Consider the following 18257-nt stretch of genomic DNA (forward strand, 5'->3'; position numbering starts at 1 on the left):
CAGCAAACATCAACAACATCAATCTTCTTCTTGACAAATGAAGCGATTACGTCCATCAGTCTTAGCTTTTAGTAAGTTTTGATCGGCGCGATCGAGTAAGCTAATTCCCTGCTCGTCGTCATCGGATTTGAGAGTAGCAACTCCAATACTAACTGTAATTTGCAGGGCTAAATTTTTGTCAATCATGAAGGGTTGATCGGCAATTAAGGCGTTAAGACGTTGGGCAACTAATTTAGCTTCTTGAAGTTTGGTATTGCTGAGGATAATTACGAATTCTTCACCACCGTAGCGAAATGGGGTATCCTGAAAACGCAGATTGTGTCGCAAGCGGGCGCTAAGTAATTGTAAAACGCCATCGCCTACTAAGTGACCGTGAGTATCATTAACTGATTTGAAGTAATCTACATCTAAAATTAACAAACTTAGAGGTGTACAACGAATACGAGCATTATCAATTTGTCGAGGTAATTCCCAGTCTAAGGCGCGACGATTATTTAGTTCTGTTAAGGGATCGGCAAGGGCGATCGCTGATAAATAATCATTACTCTGCATCAAATTACGGTAAATTTGTACTTGGCGCACTCCTGTTTGAATCTGAGAACAAAGCAACGAATTTTGTAGCCGCCACTGAGCTTCCGCAAGTCTACAATTGGATTGCTTTGGCGACAAGTAGCAACAAGCATCCGCCCCTGCTTCTAACGCCGCTGCTCTCAATCCTGACTCCCAACTCCATCCAGGTAAAATTGCTTCCACAGCGTTTATTGGTTGATCTAATACTAAAATGCAATATATCCAAGCTAAATTGGAGTTTTGCTTCAGCAGGCGACAAACTTCTAAGCTGCTTGCCTGATTTGCTGCCAAAATCACCAAATCCGGTTTTTTTGCCCCAATTGAGGAGATAACTTCCTTGGCAGAAGTTATCACTTCAAAGCTACAGGTTGCTAAATCACGCAAGCGATTGAGAAGTGTGGCGTAAAATTCAACACTCCCAACTATCAAAATGGAAGTATTCATTTGGTGTAGAAATAAAAAAGAAATGTTATGTACAAATGATTTAACGTGACTTTCATAGGTATGGTAAGCCACTATGAATTTACCGTGCTAAGTAAAGTTATTTACAGAGATGCTTTCCGAGTATATCTAGATTTTGAATAGCCTTATCTAGTTATACATTAAGACTTCCCCGCTAAATTCATATTTTGTTGCATTGAAGCATAAATTTAAGCTATTAGCAACAAAACTGAGAAGCGGGTTGCCGACTTCCTATTGCTGATTAACTTTAACCTCCGATCATCTATTATCTTACTTCAACAAGACTTACACTTCAGGGGGTAAAAAACCCGGTTTAGAGCGTTAACCTCGCTCATCTAAAGCGACAATTTTGCTTTTTAACCGGGTTTTTTTGCGTAAGTCCTCTTCAATTTTCCTATGACCTTGGTTAATTACTTATAGCAACGAACATATCGGTTAGGACATGATATTTTGATTTAAAGGGAACTCCTGAACTCCTGAACAGGGAAATAGAGAAATTGTGGGGATTGCTATATAACCATGACATCGCCTTTTTTCCACCCGAAATCTTTGCAGATTTTGGTTAAAAAGTTAAAAGTTTTATGTCGAAAAAGAAGATTTTTAATCCTTTGTAATCTATTTTAATGTAAGTAATGATTTGTTGAATTACTTGTTCTAGATTTAGCCGATGGAATTAGCAATGACAATTGTAGATCGAAGCAATCAAGGTATATGCTTGCAGACTAAATATTTTAGTTGTCTTAACGGATATGCCAATACCAGTGATTGATGGCTATCAGGTGATGAAAAAAAGCTACGCTCAAAGAAAAAGAGCGCACACATATCGCCATTATTGCCAGTGCTTTTTAGGAAGATCGATCGCTCACCCCAACCGCAGGTTGTGATAATTTTATCCGCAAACCATGCTGAGAAAATGTATTATTTGAAAAAATAGCCAAATATTTAGGGGTAAGCTATATATAGGGCGAACAAAATTTACCAACCCAAGAATTTTGCTCAGTGAATTTACTTAGCAAAATTCCCGAAAAACAAAGCTTCCTGTTCAATGAACAAGCTTTGCAAATAATGCCTAACGAATGGGTTAAACAGTTACATCAAGCGGGTATTTGAGCCGATGAAGAACTAATTTTCAATTACTGAATCAAATCCAGAAAGCAAATGTTAATTTAACCAAGAGTTTAACCAATGCGAGTTAACAAGTTCTGCCTAGATCGAAAATAAATATCACAGAAGAATCTGCCGAATGAATACCAACCAACCAACTCCATATAAAGCCGATATTTTAGTTGTCGATGATAAACCAGATAACTTGCGGTTGTTATCTACCATGCTCACAGAACAGGGATATAAAGTTAGAAAAGTCATTAGTGGTGAATTAGCACTCAAAGCTTGCCAAATCATGCCACCAGATTTGATTTTACTAGATATTAATATGCCCAATATGAATGGTTACATGGTATGCCAAGAATTGAAATCTAGGCCAGAAACTCAAGATATTCCAGTAATTTTTATTAGTGCTCTTGATGGTGTAGTAGATAAAGTAGAAGCTTTTTCTCATGGGGGAGCAGATTACATCACCAAACCTTTTGAAATTCAAGAAGTATTAGCCAGAGTCAAAAATCAACTAACTATTCGCCAATTACAAAAAACATTGCAACAACAAAACGATCTCTTGTCTCAAGAAATTAAAGAGCGCCAACGTGCAGAATACGAACTGCAAAAAGTCAACAGAGAACTGCATCGCCTAGCTACTTTAGACGGTTTAACTCAAGTAGGTAATAGGCGTTGTTTTGATGAAAACTTTAACCTGGAATGGCGAAGACTGCAAAGAGAAAAAGCACCCTTATCTCTAATTCTTTGTGATGTTGATTATTTTAAGCTCTTTAATGATACCTACGGACATTTAGCAGGAGATTTTTGTTTAAAACAAATAGCACAAACAATCAGCGATACCTTAAAGCGTCCGGCTGATTTAGTAGCGCGTTACGGGGGAGAAGAATTTGCGATTATTTTACCCAATACAACTATGGAAGGCGCAGTTCATATCGCTGAATTAGTGCAGCAAAACATCAAACAATTAAAAATTGTTCACGGCAAATCTTCGGCTTCTGAATATGTCACTTTGAGTATGGGAGTTTCTTGCGTAATTCCGCAAGTAAATTTTGCCCCCAATCAACTAATTGATGTTACTGATGAAGCGCTTTATGCCGCCAAAGCTCAAGGGAGAAATTGCCTGGTGACGAAAATATTAGAAATTCCGGCACAGATTAGTAAACATTAACCAACTAATTTTTTGCCACTAGTGGAATCTTCCACTCCTCTTGCTTTAGTTTGAGCATTAATTTTTTCATTTAATTCTCGAATGCGGCGGGAAAGTAACCGAATAATATTAATAGCAATTCCTGGTGTTTCTTCAATGGCATCGTAGAGTTGTTGTTGGGTTAACATTAAACATTCACAATTTGCTAAAGTCGAAACAGAAGCAGAACGAGGTTCAGCATCAAATAAAGACATTTCACCGAAGCAAGCACCAGGCCCAAGTTTAGCTAATTCTTGGTTGCCGATGTGAACTTTTACTTGACCAAGTACTACGATATAGAGCGATCGCCCTTCTTGTCCTTGAGCAAAAATCGTATGTTTAGCTGGAAAAGATAACTCATCCATTACCGAAGCTAATCTCACAAGAAAATCATCCCGCAATTCTTGAAAGATCGGTACGTTTCTTACAAATAATAGTCTTTCTACACTGGTTAACATTGACTGCGAATTATTACTAATTATTTATTGCTGGAATAGGTAGTGGATAGTGGATAGTGGGTAGTGGGTAGTAGGTAGAAGCTGATTACTTATTACCTAACTCTGCCATTAATTGCTCCACTTGAGCAGCTACTAAGCGATCGGGATCTTGTTTTAGCTTCGGAAGTAGTTCAGGCAAAGAACGCGGGGAAGCTACTTTTAGGTAAGCGATCGTTGCTTCTCGCACAAAACCAGTGGGATGACGCAGACAAGCTAAAGTTGGTTCAGCCGTAAGATTCCAACGCATTGCAGCAGCTAAATGGAAACAACAAGCTAAAGACCAATCTGATAAAAAGCGCCTTAAAGATAGCAATCGCCGGATGCGATCGCGTGCCTCCAATGGTTGATAAGCTATTATACCCGCCAGATTCCGCAATTTTTCTTCATCTGAATGTCTTTCCAAAAAAGTTAATAGCTCTCGTTTATTGAAGATATCAACAGTTTGGTCTAATATTTCTAACCCCCTTGCCATATCTGATGGAGAACCCGATCGTAAATTAAACCCTGCTGCTTGAATAGTATCTGGAGAATAAAGAAACTTCATTAACAGAAAACACCTTTCAGCCGCATCTGCCAAATCGCCTTCAAAAGCTTTAAAAATTAAATCTATTTCTTGAACTTCCAAATTCGCTGCCCTCAGGTCTACCATAGCAGCATAAATTTGACCGACGAACATTAATTCTTGACCGATTAATGTTTCTACACCACTCCGACCTAAGCGATCGAGAACAGCGTCAATTCCCGCTTCTTGGGGTAATTTCAGTAAAATTTGTAGGATATGGCGGCGCGTATTTCCCCAAGCTGTCATCAAGTTAGCTACCAATACATTCTGTGCTTCTTTAGTCCCTATTCTCCCCAACACATCCCAGGCATATCTTCTAATTAAATCTGGTTTTTGGATATTAGTTGCTAAACTCACCACCATTGGAATCGCTTCATTATCCAACCTTTCCAAAGCCCGAATAGCTGCTTCTCTGGTTGATTTATATTCCAATCCTCGCAGCAGGGCGGGATAATATTCTTCTAAATGGGTAGCTGCGATCGCTTCCAACAAAGCCCGCCTTACTCGCAAAGATTTATCCTGTAACAAAACCGGAATATTCACCCGCAGCGCTTGTAAATACACCGCATCTCCCAACGCCCGACAACCCATCACCCGTTCTTCTTCTTCAGGATGAGTCAGCATTCGTCTTAAAGCCGAAGTCGCCTCAGCCTTTTGCACCCCATTACCCAACCTCAACAACAAAGCCCCTGCTGTTCCCCGCACTACTGGGTCAATTTCTGGCTCAAGATAATGTTTTAGGGCCCGTAAATCTGGATTAGGTTCAGTTAACCAAATGTAGCGTAACGCCAACGCCAACACTTCTGGCTGAACATTTTTAGGGGTTGGGGGTTGGGGGTTGGGGGAATTTTGGGGGTTAGGGGTTGGGGGTTGGGTGTTGGGGGAATTTTGGGGGTTAGGGGTTGGGGGTTGGGTGTTGGGGAAATTTTCTTCTTCTTCCCTAACCCCTAACACCTGACCCCTATCACCTAATTTCTCCCTAACCCCTACACCCTGACCCCTAACACCTTCTCCTTCTTCACCAATCAGAGCTTTAACGTGAGGTAGATAATTAGTATTAGGAGCAATCAGCATACTTTCCAGACTTTGGTATTGCAAAGCTGGCGGTAAAACTTTTAGTAATGGTGCTAATACATCTCCTACATTTTGCGGATCAATTTGAGTGAGTAATTCAATGCAGGAACGTTTATCTGCTTCCGAGGTTGTCCCTTCCAAAGCTTCTACCACTGCTCGTTTAAGGATGCGTAAATCGACTTCTCCGACTCCGCTTAATTGTCCTCTTTGGGCGCTTAGAACTAGTAGGTCTAGGTAGCGCGATCGTAACAGCCAAACTGTCAGCAACCAAGCCAAAGAAAACAACACTATTCCTAAAACAATTAACCAACCTAGCAGACTTGCTTTAGCGGTTTGGGAACTGTTATGATTTACCCAATTCAATAGCCAAATTACCGCTAAAATCCCAATTCCTGTCAAACCAGTTGCTACAGGTTCAGCAATACCACGCGCTTTTGTCTCAACATTCCCCCGTAAATTATCAGGAATAGGTTGAAACAAAACCGAAGCCGTACTAGCAACAAAAGTGTACCGCAACAACTCATCAGCAAATTTTATAATAATTAAACCAATAAATAACTGTACCAACCCCGTCAGAGGTATTAAACCCAAGGTACTCAACACCGCCCCAGGTAACATAGCAGTCAGAAATACTCCCATCCGTTCAATAACCCGGCTGGAAACGAACCATTGAGTAAGCAGTTCAAAAATCCCAACAATTCCGCTAAATAAACCTAAGAAACTCGCTATTTGTTTGACATCAAATTTTAATTCCAACTGTGTTAAATACTGGAAATCAATTAACAACAGAAGGATTTGCGAAATTATAAAGAATCCAAATAAATAAATCGCATATTCCTGTAACGGCCCTTTCAAACGACGGTTAGTATACTCTGATTGCTCATCCTGCAAATCTCGATAAGGCGCATCAGGGAAAGCTTGTTTATAACGTCTACTCAAATAAAATAATATCCCTGCACCTAGTACCAACATTCCTGCCGATACCAAAATTACATTATTCAACCCTACTAATTTCAGCAACAGAGGTAAAGAAAAACCACTCAATACATCTGCTACTAAAACCCCACTACTAATTAAAGGAAAAGTGCGTTTAATTTCTCGAATATTGAATAATTGATTAGCTGTTAGTGAAGTAGTTAAATGATTAAGAGAATAACCACCATCTACCCAAAGCGGTAACAAAAATATTGTCAACCAACCTAAAGAACCAACCTCCAAACCTAAGCGAAACAGTAATAAAGGAATAGCTGAGATTAAACCAATTAAAACCACAAACCGCCGCAGTGGTAAAACCCTTTGCATCCAGGTAGAGAGAATTCCCAAACCTGAACCCATGACAGCGCTAGCCATGTAAATCCAAGGCAACTTATCTGAGCCATACTGCTCTAAGAACAGAGCTACCGTCGTCGCTTCCAACCACAAAAGACCTACTGAAGTCGTGGTGTAAACAGCAAACATCAGCAAGGTGCGTTCGCTTTCTTCAGCACGAAGATTCAGCCCTTGAAGCAATATCCGTCCCCATCCACGGCTATTAAACAACGGATTTTTCAGCGTCATCTGAATCTCCGAAATCGATACTGCACACCTGCCAATTCTAGCCACCCAGTAATAATAGATTCATGGTTCATCATCATTTCTTACCAAACCAATGAACAATGAACCATCAACAATTCATTATTACTGAATTGCTGCTCCTCATGGCAAAATTTTCCGGCAATGTCTAGTGTGACAAGTTTTGCCGACGATCGCACCACGATAATACGAGAGTATCACGACTTTCTTGCTGATGATTCAAAGGGGGGCAGGGGAGCTCTCGGAGCTCTCGGAGCAGGGGGGCAGGGGAGCTCTCGGAGCTCTCGGAGCAGGGGGGCAGGGGAGCTCTCGGAGCAGGGGGGGCAGGGGGAGCTCTCGGAGCAGTAAGGTAAAAATTCTCAAGAGTCCCCTTGTCCCCTTGTCCCCTTGTCCCCTTGTCCCCTTGTCCCCTTGTCCCCTTGTCCCCTTGTCCCCTTGTCCCCTTGTCCCCTTGTCCCCTTGTCCCCTTGTCCCCTTGTCCCCTTGTCCCCTTGTCCCCTTGTCCCCTTGTCCCTACTTTTTGGGGGCTAACAGTAACATCATGTTGCGTCCTTCTTTTTTGGGCGCTTGCTGCACTTCTCCTAATTCCTGCAAATCTGAAGCCATGCGGTTGAGTAAGTTTTCTGCCAAGTTGCTGTGTTGAATTTCTCGACCACGAAACATTACGGTAGCTTTGACTTTGTTTCCCTCATTCAAAAAGCGCTTGGCGTGAGCTATTCTCACGTTATAGTCGTGGTCGTCAATGTTGTAGTGCATTTTTACTTCTTTGACTTCCGCCGTGTGCTGCTTTTTCCGGGCTTCTCGCGCTTTTTTCTCTTGCTCGAACTTGAATTTGCCATAGTCCATGATGCGGCAAACCGGGGGGTCTGCTTTATCACTGACTAAAACTAGGTCTAGTTCTTTTTCGTTGGCGATCGCCATAGCTTCTCTAGGAGTTATGATCCCTAGTTGAGCGCCATCGGTGTCGATTACTCGAATTTTGGGAAATCTAATCCTTTCGTTGATTTGAGGTTGATTATTGGTGCGTTTTGTTTCGATTACTGTCATTTAGTTGGGTATAAGGTTAACTAACAACTCAATTGAGCCTATAAGCGGTAGTTATTGGGATTACAGAACACATCAACGGCTGAACTTTCAAGTCAAAGCAAGAAACCGCCACAATTATCTACCAGCTTGTCTTTAGATTTTACTGAGCTTACTTTTTTTAGGCTCAATCTTAATTTTATTTTCCATTTGCCTGTTTTGTCTGTAAATAAACGGAACAGGGAACGGGGAAAGTTTTAAGTTATCCCGTTGTCCCCGAAGTTTTCTGCTATCGCTCGCAACACAGACTACAATGAGATTCAAGGGTTAGTTTTGTAAATATTTTTAAAGCAGAGGTTAGTGTGACAGTTTCCCTGCGTTGGCAGCAACGAATTGGAAGTCAGAGGGATTGGGTTTGGCGAGGTTGGCAAACTCGTTATACTTATATTCGTTCTCCGCAGTCTGCGGCTAATGCTACACCTTTAATTTTGTTGCACGGTTTTGGGACTTCGATCGGACATTGGCGGCAAAATTTGGATGTGTTTAGTCAGGTACATCCAGTTTATGCGCTGGATATGTTGGGTTTTGGGGCTTCGGAAAAAGCTTCGGCACGCTACAATGTGAAGCTTTGGGTAGAGCAAGTTTATGATTTTTGGCAAACTTTTATCCGTCAGCCTGTGGTTTTGGTGGGTAATTCGATCGGTTCTTTGGTAGCTTTGACGGCAGCAGCTACCTATCCAGAGATGGTGGCTGGGGTGGTGATGATGAGTTTACCAGATCCTTCTTTGGAAGAGGAGATGATTCCGCAGCAATTGCGATCGCTAGTAGCCACCATCAAAAACTTAGTACTCTCCCCACTACTCCTGAAAACCCTCTTCTATTGGGTCAGACATCCCCAACGAGTTAAAAGTTGGGCGGGACTTGCATATTCTAACCCAGAAGCCGTCACTGATGAACTAGTAGACATTCTCACCGGGCCAGCACAAGACCGAGGTTCAGTACAAGCTTTTTGCGCTATCCTCAAAGCGATGACCACTTCGGGATTTAACCCCAGTGTCAAATCTTTGCTTCCAGCTTTAAACATTCCCCTGTTGCTATTGTGGGGCGCACAAGACCGGATGGTTCCCAAAAAATTAGCACAGCAGTTCACTCAATACAACCCAAATTTACAGGTAATTGAAATCGAAAATGCTGGACATTGCCCTCATGATGAAAGCCCAGAGCAGGTTAACCAAATTATCCTAGACTGGATCGATTCATGGCAGACAGCCACAAATCAATTTCCAACGACACCTCAGCAACTAGTGGTTAAACGCGCTTAGGCATTCATCATCTTTGAATCAGAAAGAACCCAAAAATGCTCAACCAACCTGAACTTGATCGGTGTCTACAGAAGTGGCACCACTAACACCACCAGCAATCGATACCGCTTGGTCTAAAATTTCTTGAGTGGGAACCGATCCTTTCAAAACTACAGTACCACCAGTTTGAGCTACCCAAAGAGTGTTGATGTCATCTAGGCTAGAATCTTCATCGAAAGCAAGGGCAACTCTTTTGGCTAAACCGCTGTCATCATACTCACCATTCAACCCTACTCGCTCTGGGGGAATGTCACCCTCAGTCGGTGTTGGGTTTGTCTGAGCATCAGCAGGTTTTTCCAATCCAAACAATCGCTGTAACCAACCCATTGTATATTCCTCCAATAGCAATTAACATGAACAATTCTAAATTAAACAGTTTTTGCTGTATGGCGGCATGAATCTGTAGAAATATTTATTGATTGTAGGGTTAATCCAAAAGGAATGCGATCGCATTCCGCTACACTAACGAAAATCGAAAGGCTTCCTCTAGAATCAATAAAAGATGCTTAAGTAATTTTTTTAGCCCAACAATGCCAGTAATATAGTAATTATTACTAAAGATGCTTTTGCAATGTTTGGGTCAGCAGAAAGGTCGGTGTTACTAGAAGTGCATCGTGCTGTCCGCAGCAAAAGCTGTCTGCACTGAAGGATTTGTTACGGACAATGAAACACACACTTTCTGTTTTAGTTGAAGATGAAGCCGGGGTATTATCTCGGATTGCAGGTTTATTCGCCCGCCGGGGTTTTAATATTGAAAGTCTGGCTGTGGGGCCTGCGGAACAAATGGGGATTTCTCGGATTACGATGGTAGTGCCGGGGGACGATCGAGTAATTGAACAGCTGACTAAGCAACTCTACAAGTTAATCAATGTCCTGAAAGTTCAGGATGTGACTGAGATTCCCTCTGTAGAGCGAGAATTGATGTTGATGAAAGTCAATGCTACTGCGAGCACTCGTTCGGAAGTGATAGAGTTGGCGCAAATTTTCCGGGCGCGAGTTGTGGATGTGTCGGAAGATTCCTTAACTTTGGAAGTGGTGGGCGACCCTGGTAAAATGGTGGCGATCGTCCAAGTGCTACAAAAATTCGGAATTCGCGAAATTGCCCGCACTGGTAAAATTTCTCTGACTCGTGAATCTGGTGTTAATACCGAGTTCCTCAAGTCTTTGGAAGCAAAACTAGCCTAATAATTTGTGTACGTAGTTGCGCTGTCTTCGCTCTTAATTATCGCTGGGGTAAGAGCGCTCAAGCGCAACTACGTACCTAATCCATCAGTAGGACTAATTTACCTGTAACTGAGCCGGATTCTAGCAACCGATGAGCAGCAGCAGCTTCGTCTAAGGGAAAGGTTTGACTAACGTGGATTTTTAACTGACCTTGCTCTATTAAACGGGCTGATTGGGTTAAAATTTTTGCTTGATGTCGCTGATCTTCGACTAAGCCTTGCAGCATTGGTGTCAGCATTAATTCTAAGCTAATTCGCAGATTGCGTAATCTGGCGGTTTTTAAGTTTCCCTGTGTGGTATCGGGTTCTAAAATGGTGACGAGATCTCCATAAACCTTGACAGCTGGGACGGTTTTAAAGAAGGTTTCGCCGCCTACTGTATCAAAGGCTAAGTCTACTCCTTCTCCTTGAGTCCAATCTAATACTGCTTGGACAAAATCGGTTTGTTTGTAAAAGATAGCTTGATCTGCGCCTAGTTGACGGACAAAATCGGCTTTTTCTTGATTGCTAACGGTAGTGCAAACTTCTGCACCTTGTAATTTTGCTAGCTGTATTGCTACGTGCCCAACTCCACCTGCACCTGCATGAACTAAAACTTTTCTTCCGGCTTCTAGGTGTGCGCGATCGTACAATGATTCCCAAGCTGTAATAATCACTAAAGGTGCGGCGGCGGCTTCCGCAAAGCTGAGGTTTTTGGGTTTATAAGCCACAAATTTTTCATCTACAACTATTTTTTCGGCATAATTCCCTTGTTCTGTGCCTAGCCCACCACAACAAAAGTATACTTCGTCGCCAACTCGGAATTTTTGCACGCCGCTACCGACGGCTTCGACTACTCCCGCGCCATCACATCCTAAAATAGCAGGCATTCGATCGGGGTAAAAGGTTCCTCGTTTCCGCAGTTTGGTGTCAATGGGATTGACTCCTGCGGCATAGAGTCGAACGAGGATTTCTGTGTCTTTTTCGATTTTGGGTGAGGGGAGTTCCTGAAGTTGCAGGACTTCGGGCTCTCCTGCTGCTGTCATTAGTACTGCTTTCACGGCTTTTTTTGCAAGAGTTTATTCATCCAGATTTATCATAATTGAACCGCTCCAGACGCTCCAGGACGCTCCAGAGAAGAAAGCAGCAGCGATCGCACTTCGACAAATAAGTGCGATCGCCATATCTCATTCCAATTTTTCCCTACTTCTTCGCTTCTAATTCTGGCGGATCTTGTGAACTACCCACACTTACCCTACAGGTAAGTGTGGGCTTCCTGCCCAACAGAAAGCACAGTAGTGGATTTCTTACGTCCTCCCCTACTGCGTCTTACATCTGGACAACAGGCTTTATCCCCCGTTCCAGAGGTCAAAATTCGTAGTCCCTCATCCCGAAGATTAATACTAGCGTTGATGTCCCGATCATGTTTAGTTTGGCAGTTTTCACAAGTCCAAAACCTGACATCAAGAGGTAAACTACCAACTTGATGAAGACAAACATGACAGGTTTTAGAACTGGGGAAAAATCTATCCACTTCTAGATAAATCTTTCCATCCATTTCTGCTTTATATTTCAACATGGTGCAGAACATTCCCCATCCAACTTGGTGGATAGATTTAGCTAGTTTATGATTCTGCATCATGCCTTTAACATTAAGATTTTCCACAATCACAACTTGGTTTTCGTTAACTATCCTACGAGATAGCTTATGTAGAAAATCTTCACGGCAGTTAGTTATTTTTCGGTGAACTCTAGCGACTTTCTTTCTCGCTTTAATCCGGTTGTTGGAATCTTTTTGTTTCCTAGATAGTTGCTGCTGTTTCAGCTTCAGGTTCTTTTCATGCTTGGTAAGTATTCTGGGATTGTCAAATTTAGATCTGTCACTAGTAACAGCGAAGTGGGTTAAGCCAAGGTCAATACCAATCGCTTTGCCTTCTGTTGTCTGTTCTGGTTTATCTTTACCATCATTAAAAAGAATAGATGCAAAGTATTGATTAGAGCAGTTTTTGGATACGGTTACGGTTTTGATTTTACCCTCAATCGGTCTATGAATAATTGCCGACACATCTCCTATTTTTGGTAGCTTTAAATAACTATCGGCTACCTTAACATTTTGAGGATACTGTATTGACTGCTTACCATGTTTTGATTTGAATCTAGGGTATTTAGCTCTTTTTTCAAAGAAGTTATTGAAGGCTACTCCCAGATTCAAACAAACTTGTTGCAAGCACTGTGAGTAGGTTAAAGACAACCATTCATAGTCTTTTTTTAACTGCGGAATTATCTTTTTGACTTCGTACCCAGACAATCCAAAACCTGTTTCTTTATATGTTTGGTTCATTAAGTTCAAGCAATAATTCCATAACCAACGACAAGAGCCAAAAGCTTGTGCTAATGACTGTTGTTGTTGGGCATCTGGATATAACCTGACCTTAACGACCTTGAACATATTAGAGTAAACAACGTTTGTTATAAAAAAGTATAACACAGAAATTGTACCCTACGGGAAGCAAGCTACGTTTGGGACCTGTCTTCCTCCCTTGCTGTCGCATTGGTCTCTTATACTGTCGTCAACACAAGAGCAATTCATCTCATCACCTCCCTATCGGATAGGTGAGAAGCTTCTTGCAGATTTAGCTAAAAGAGAAATTGCCAAGTTTTTGGGAATTGCTGAGTCGCTGATTAAAGAAGTGAAAAATTGGCTTTACGTGATTTTTGTTCATCGCTTAGATAAAGGCGGACAATTTATCAGCTATAGGAAGATAGAAAGGTGGCGCAATGCTGTTGCTTGCCAGATTCAAAAATGTGTGAGTTTGGAGGAATTGCAGCAGTTGGCAAATGCGATTCGTAGAGATTGGAAAAAGCATCAGAAACAATACGACGATGTGGTATTGCGATTCATAGAAAAGATCTGGGATCAACGCAGGAAAGTTATTATGCAAGATTTAAATCAAGAATGCAGCCTAGCCAGTTTACCTGCATTATAATGTAAATATATTGAAGCTTCCTGTTTCAAAACAGCTTAGATACCACATAATAAAGATATTAATATCCCCCAAAAGATAGAAATAAATAAATTGATTTATCTAACAATATTGCCATGTATTTTAATTTTTGTTTAAAAGTGTATTGTTATAAAAAGAATTTAGTTAACCTGTTTTATTAACAGATTAAATTTAGTAATAGGGCGAAGAGTGCAGAGTCAGGAGAGAGAAGTAAACAGCTTCTTTGAATCCTGACTCGGATATTTGCATCAAAACTTTTCTCTTTGAATCACAACTTTAACAAGCTCATCCAATCAGAGAAAAAATATGGTTGTCGAAAACAGAGTTGCTAAACCGAGTCTGTCCTACGTTATTTTAATTTCCGATGTGGCTGCGATCGGGGGTTTCCTTTTCGGATTTGATACAGCAGTAATCAATGGTGCAGTGGCATCGCTACAAAGCGCGTTTGCTGCTACCAGTACCCAGACTGGTTTTGCGGTTTCTTCAGCATTGTTAGGTTCAGCGGTGGGTGCTTTTTTCGCTGGACAATTTGCCGATCGCTACGGTAGAGTCAAGTCAATGATGGTGGCTTCGGTTTTGTTCTTCCTCAGTGCGGTTGGTTCCGGGATTGCTGTTGGAATCTGGGATTTTAGCTTTTGGCGTTTGTTGGGTGGTATAGCAGTTGGTGCAGCGAGTGTAATTGCACCAGCTTACATTGCAGAAGTGGCACCCGCCCGTTTGCGGGGAAGATTGGGTTCTCTACAACAACTGGCTATTGTTATCGGGATTTTCATCGCTTTACTGTGCGATTATTTTATTGCCGTCGCCGCAGGTTCAGCTGATGCGCCTTTTTGGTTTGGTGTACCTGCTTGGCGCTGGATGTTTTGGACAGAAATTCCTCCAGCTTTACTTTACGGTATTGGAGCGTTTTTGATTCCTGAATCACCTCGTTACTTGGTGGCGCAAGGAAAAGAAACCCAAGCGGCGAAGGTATTAACCAAAGTCGAAGGTGGCGATGTCGAGAAAATAGTTAACGACATTCGCCAAACAGTATTGCGGGAACGTAAACCTAGATTATCCGACCTTTTAAGTAGAAGTGGTGGTTTGTTACCGATCGTTTGGGTTGGAATTGGACTTTCTATTTTCCAACAATTTGTAGGAATTAATGTCATCTTTTACTACAGCAGTGTGTTGTGGCGTTCTGTAGGTTTTTCCGAAGCAGACTCACTTTGGATTACAGTAATTACCAGCGTGACTAACATTGTAACTACTTTAATTGCGATCGCATTTGTCGATAAATTCGGACGCAAACCCCTACTTTTGTTAGGTTCAATAGGAATGTTTCTTACCTTGGGAACAATGGCAACAGTTTTTGCTAACGCACCATTAGATGCTGCTGGTAATCCCAATTTAACCGGAAATTCTGGGTTAGTTGCTTTGCTAGCAGCTAATCTTTATGTATTTTGTTTCGGCTTTTCTTGGGGCCCAGTTGTTTGGGTATTATTGGGAGAAATGTTTAATAATAAAATTCGGGGTGCTGCACTTTCTGTAGCAGCAGCAATGCAATGGATCGCTAATTTTATTATCTCGACAAGCTTCCCTGTACTTTTGAAAAATTTCGGCTTAGGTTCTGCTTACGGTCTTTATTGCGTTTCGGCAGCAATTTCTTTCTTCTTTGTTTTCCTGTTAGTCAGAGAAACCAAAGGCAAACAGTTGGAGGAAATGTAGTTATCATTCCTAAAACAAGTTTTTTTATAGCTAGCATAGCATATTACTGTTAAAGAGTGCAAGGAAGCACTCTTTTTTTGGGTAGTTCAATTTGTTATTCAAAATAAACTTTTAGCGATCTGCTCAAAAAGCTTAATTATTGGTCGATCGGCAAAGTTACGGTGAAAGTTGTTCCCACATTAACCTCACTAGTGACTGCGATCGTTCCACCCGCTTGCTCAATCACCTGTTTGACAATTGCCAACCCTAAGCCAGTTCCGGGAATCTTACCGACATTGCTGGCACGGTAGAAGGATTCAAACAACCGGGCTTGATCGGCTGGGGAAATGCCAATGCCCTCATCCTGCACTTGAAAGATTGCCACCCCTGCTTGACACTGCAATTTAAGCCGAACGGTGCTTTGGGGGGGTGAATATTTGATCGCGTTAGAGAGTAGATTCGTCAGAACTTGTCGCAGTAGTGCTTCATTGATGCAAGCCGTAAAGCATTCTTCTTCACAGTCGATCTCAATTATGTGATTGCTTCCTATGCCAACTTTAATTTCTTCAACCAAATTGTGGCAGAACGGCTCGATCGCCATCAGCGCAGCATTAGCAGTCAATACACTCACTTCAGCTTTGCCAAACGCCAAAACATCATCGAGTAAAGCCGTCATGGATTTAACCGCCTTGAGAATCCGTTGGGAAAAATCGGCTCGCCGTTCGGATGGCAAGTCGCTCCGCTCTAACAGGCGAGTAAATCCAAAAATGATATTGAGCGGATTGCGAAATTCATGAGAAACCATTGAGACGAAACGAGTTTTTAGTTCTTTGAGTTCGCGTTCTTGCTCCAGTGCAGCTTGAAGCTCAAGGGAGAGCCGCCGCGATCGCAACAGCATTTCCACCCGTGCCTGTAACTCTAACTTTTCGATCGGTTTGCTAATCAGTTCATCGACCGTTTGCCAGAGATGTCGCGTCAACAGTTTGACATCCGTCCGAAGTGTAATCAGCAAGACAGGCAAAAATACAGGCTGCTCTGCCTGTTTTCTTGCCTGGATCGATTCCCATAAGTAATGCAAGGCAGGACCGTCCAGAATGCACAGGTCAAATGGTTCGTTTAGCAGTGAGACGGCATTCCTTGCCTGCACCACAGATTCTCCTACCACCACCTCGTAAGATCGTTCAAGCCACTCTGCCAGGAGGCGGCGATTTTCCCTTTGCTCAACCAAGATCAAAATTCGGTTCATCGCTTACTCACCTTCGAGCAATTCGGGCACACCCGTTAGGATACCTCGAAGCTGATTGAGCGGACTGCTAACTTTAATTCCGTAGCGGCTGATTTGAAATTCGCGTAGCGTTTTTTCAAAATCGCTCATGCGCTTTTTGAGTACGCCGATCGCTCGTCGCAGTTCACCGCGAATTTCCATGTAGCGCAGAAAGATAATTGTGTCTGCTAGATAGCTAATGCCAATTTCGGTTGCCCGAAATTCTCCCGTAATCGATTCAACCTCGTTGACCAACAAGACCGCAACTCCCATGTTTTGCAGATACTTACAGAGGGCATGGAGGTGAGGCGTTAAGTCTTCGCCTCGAACTGAAAGTCGATAGCCAGCCACACTATCAATCATGACAATCCGCGCCTGCTGTTGCTCTACTTCCTGTCGCACGAGATTGGCAAATTCGTCCGGGGTGTAGTGGAGTGGTTCGATTTGCACGATCGACAGGGTGCCGCGCTCCTGCATCGCGTGAACCGGAACATTGACTCCTTGAGCACGGCGCAACAGCGTTTCCTTATTTTCCTCAAAGGTGTAAATCACCGATCGCTCTCCCCGTCCGGCTGCCTCTTTCATAAACTGAAGCCCCAGAGTACTCTTTCCTACGCCGCTCGGTCCGCTGACGATCGCGATCGTGCTGCGCTCTATACCACCATGCAGCAGTTCGTCAATTTCTGGAATCCCAGAGGAAATGGCTTCCGTAGTCAGCAGTTGTTCAGATACTTGGGGAATCAATTTTGGAAAAAGCTGCATTCCGTCACTGGTGAGGCGGAAGCTGTGGTCGCCATCCCGAAAACTACTCCCGCGAAACTTGGAAACCGATAGGGTGCGATCGCCCTTTTTAAAGTCTAAATTCAGTACTCCATCACTCATGAACTGTAGATCGTCGTCGGGGGCTTCGACGCTATGTTCTGAGGTAAACAGAACTGTGATGTCTTGCTCTGTCAAAAATCGGAGAAACGACAGAACTTGCTTGCGAAACTGGAAGGTATCTGTAGCTAGGTAGCGAAACTGCGTCATCGAGTCAATGAAAATCCGCTGCGGCTTCAGGGCTTCGACTTGCTCGACAATACGCTGGGTTGTCGGTTCGCGTTCGACTTCAGCAGGTGAGAAAATATCATAGGTCTGCACTTGAGCAAAAAACTCGGAAGTGGGGCTAAGGTCAAGAAAGGTGATGCTCTGAGTGTCAAACTTCAACCCTTGAGCCGTTCTTTTAAGTTGGGCAACCGTTTCTGCCAAGGTAATGAACAAAACGGATTCGCCGTTGGCGGCTCCTGACGCTAAAAAGTGCAGTCCCAACGTTGTTTTACCTGTGCCCGGTCCCCCGCGAACCAGGTAAGCACGACCGGGAACATAGCCACCGCAAAGAACTTCATTTAGTCCCGAAATTCCTGTGGATAAACGATTAGACATCCGCAAGCCACTCCTCCACTAAGAGTTTAGAACGGTGATGTAGGGTGCCCTTCCTGCGTTGGAGTTGACCATCCAATGAGAGCCAGAAAGCTTAGGCTTCAGTGGGTTGAGACACCTTTTCTGCAAAATAATGAAGGCAGCGATCGCCAGACAGAACCGTAAAGCTATATCTTCCAAGCTAGAGAATACCATTAAGAGCTTAACTTAATAAGAAATTGACCGAATTCCAAATCAAACAATGTAAAATTAAAAAGCGAA

At 42.7% G+C, this 18257-nt stretch carries 14 protein-coding genes; 5 read left to right on the top strand and 9 right to left on the bottom strand.

Features of this window, described 5'->3' with window-relative positions:
- Positions 1–18 precede the first annotated feature (18 nt).
- On the bottom strand, positions 19–1014 hold the full coding sequence (locus tag ACE1CI_RS29120; RefSeq protein WP_413267811.1) for a GGDEF domain-containing protein: 996 nt from the start codon (positions 1012–1014) through the stop codon (positions 19–21).
- 1261 nt (positions 1015–2275) lie between these two features.
- On the opposite strand from ACE1CI_RS29120, the gene ACE1CI_RS29125 reads away from it, so the two are divergent.
- A complete protein-coding gene (locus ACE1CI_RS29125; RefSeq protein WP_413267812.1) occupies positions 2276–3313 on the top strand; it encodes a diguanylate cyclase domain-containing protein in 1038 nt (345 codons plus the stop codon).
- Here ACE1CI_RS29125 and ACE1CI_RS29130 read toward each other — a convergent pair.
- The 3 genes from ACE1CI_RS29130 to infC all read right to left on the bottom strand — a co-directional run bounded on the left by ACE1CI_RS29130 (position 3310) and on the right by infC (position 8083).
- Entirely contained in the window at positions 3310–3789 is a 480-nt protein-coding gene (locus tag ACE1CI_RS29130; protein WP_413267813.1) for a Crp/Fnr family transcriptional regulator, read from the bottom strand. The genes ACE1CI_RS29125 and ACE1CI_RS29130 overlap by 4 nt on opposite strands.
- A gap of 85 nt (positions 3790–3874) precedes the next feature.
- The gene (locus ACE1CI_RS29135) at positions 3875–7021 is read right to left on the bottom strand and encodes a HEAT repeat domain-containing protein (protein WP_413267814.1); all 3147 of its coding nucleotides are present in this window, start codon (positions 7019–7021) and stop codon (positions 3875–3877) included.
- Positions 7022–7549: 528 nt separating this feature from the next.
- Positions 7550–8083, bottom strand: a complete 534-nt coding sequence (infC, locus tag ACE1CI_RS29140) for a translation initiation factor IF-3 (protein WP_413266108.1) — start codon at positions 8081–8083, stop codon at positions 7550–7552.
- A 338-nt stretch (positions 8084–8421) separates the two neighbouring features.
- Here infC and ACE1CI_RS29145 point away from each other — a divergent pair, with 338 nt between their 5' ends.
- Positions 8422–9381, top strand: a complete 960-nt coding sequence (locus tag ACE1CI_RS29145; protein WP_413266107.1) for an alpha/beta fold hydrolase — start codon at positions 8422–8424, stop codon at positions 9379–9381.
- Between the two features lie 39 nt (positions 9382–9420).
- On the opposite strand, the gene ACE1CI_RS29150 is transcribed toward ACE1CI_RS29145, so the two are convergent.
- Positions 9421–9747 carry a BON domain-containing protein gene (locus ACE1CI_RS29150; protein WP_413266106.1) on the bottom strand — a complete coding sequence of 109 codons (327 nt, stop codon included), beginning with the start codon at positions 9745–9747 and terminating at the stop codon, positions 9421–9423.
- A 336-nt stretch (positions 9748–10083) separates the two neighbouring features.
- Between ACE1CI_RS29150 and ilvN the strand changes: the two genes are divergently transcribed.
- Entirely contained in the window at positions 10084–10605 is a 522-nt protein-coding gene (ilvN, locus tag ACE1CI_RS29155) for an acetolactate synthase small subunit (RefSeq protein ID WP_073596161.1), read from the top strand.
- A 76-nt stretch (positions 10606–10681) separates the two neighbouring features.
- Here the strand turns inward: ilvN and ACE1CI_RS29160 are convergent, their stop codons facing one another.
- On the bottom strand, positions 10682–11683 hold the full coding sequence (locus ACE1CI_RS29160; protein ID WP_413266105.1) for a zinc-dependent alcohol dehydrogenase family protein: 1002 nt from the start codon (positions 11681–11683) through the stop codon (positions 10682–10684).
- 194 nt (positions 11684–11877) lie between these two features.
- Positions 11878–13071: an RNA-guided endonuclease InsQ/TnpB family protein gene (locus ACE1CI_RS29165; protein ID WP_413266104.1), complete on the bottom strand. Its 1194-nt coding sequence runs from the start codon at positions 13069–13071 to the stop codon at positions 11878–11880.
- Positions 13072–13282: 211 nt separating this feature from the next.
- Here ACE1CI_RS29165 and ACE1CI_RS29170 point away from each other — a divergent pair, with 211 nt between their 5' ends.
- Positions 13283–13609 (top strand): hypothetical protein, encoded by a 327-nt coding sequence (locus ACE1CI_RS29170; protein WP_496615905.1) that lies wholly within the window; start codon positions 13283–13285, stop codon positions 13607–13609.
- A 324-nt stretch (positions 13610–13933) separates the two neighbouring features.
- Positions 13934–15334 carry a sugar porter family MFS transporter gene (locus tag ACE1CI_RS29175; RefSeq protein ID WP_413266102.1) on the top strand — a complete coding sequence of 467 codons (1401 nt, stop codon included), beginning with the start codon at positions 13934–13936 and terminating at the stop codon, positions 15332–15334.
- Between the two features lie 136 nt (positions 15335–15470).
- Here the strand turns inward: ACE1CI_RS29175 and ACE1CI_RS29180 are convergent, their stop codons facing one another.
- Positions 15471–16559, bottom strand: coding sequence for a hybrid sensor histidine kinase/response regulator (locus ACE1CI_RS29180; protein WP_413266101.1), 1089 nt, complete (start codon positions 16557–16559; stop codon positions 15471–15473).
- A 3-nt stretch (positions 16560–16562) separates the two neighbouring features.
- On the bottom strand, positions 16563–17999 hold the full coding sequence (locus ACE1CI_RS29185; protein WP_413266100.1) for an ATPase domain-containing protein: 1437 nt from the start codon (positions 17997–17999) through the stop codon (positions 16563–16565).
- Between the last annotated feature and the right edge of the window lie 258 nt (positions 18000–18257).

This window comes from Floridaenema flaviceps BLCC-F50 (assembly GCF_041929275.2).
Classification (GTDB): domain Bacteria; phylum Cyanobacteriota; class Cyanobacteriia; order Cyanobacteriales; family Aerosakkonemataceae; genus Floridanema; species Floridanema flaviceps.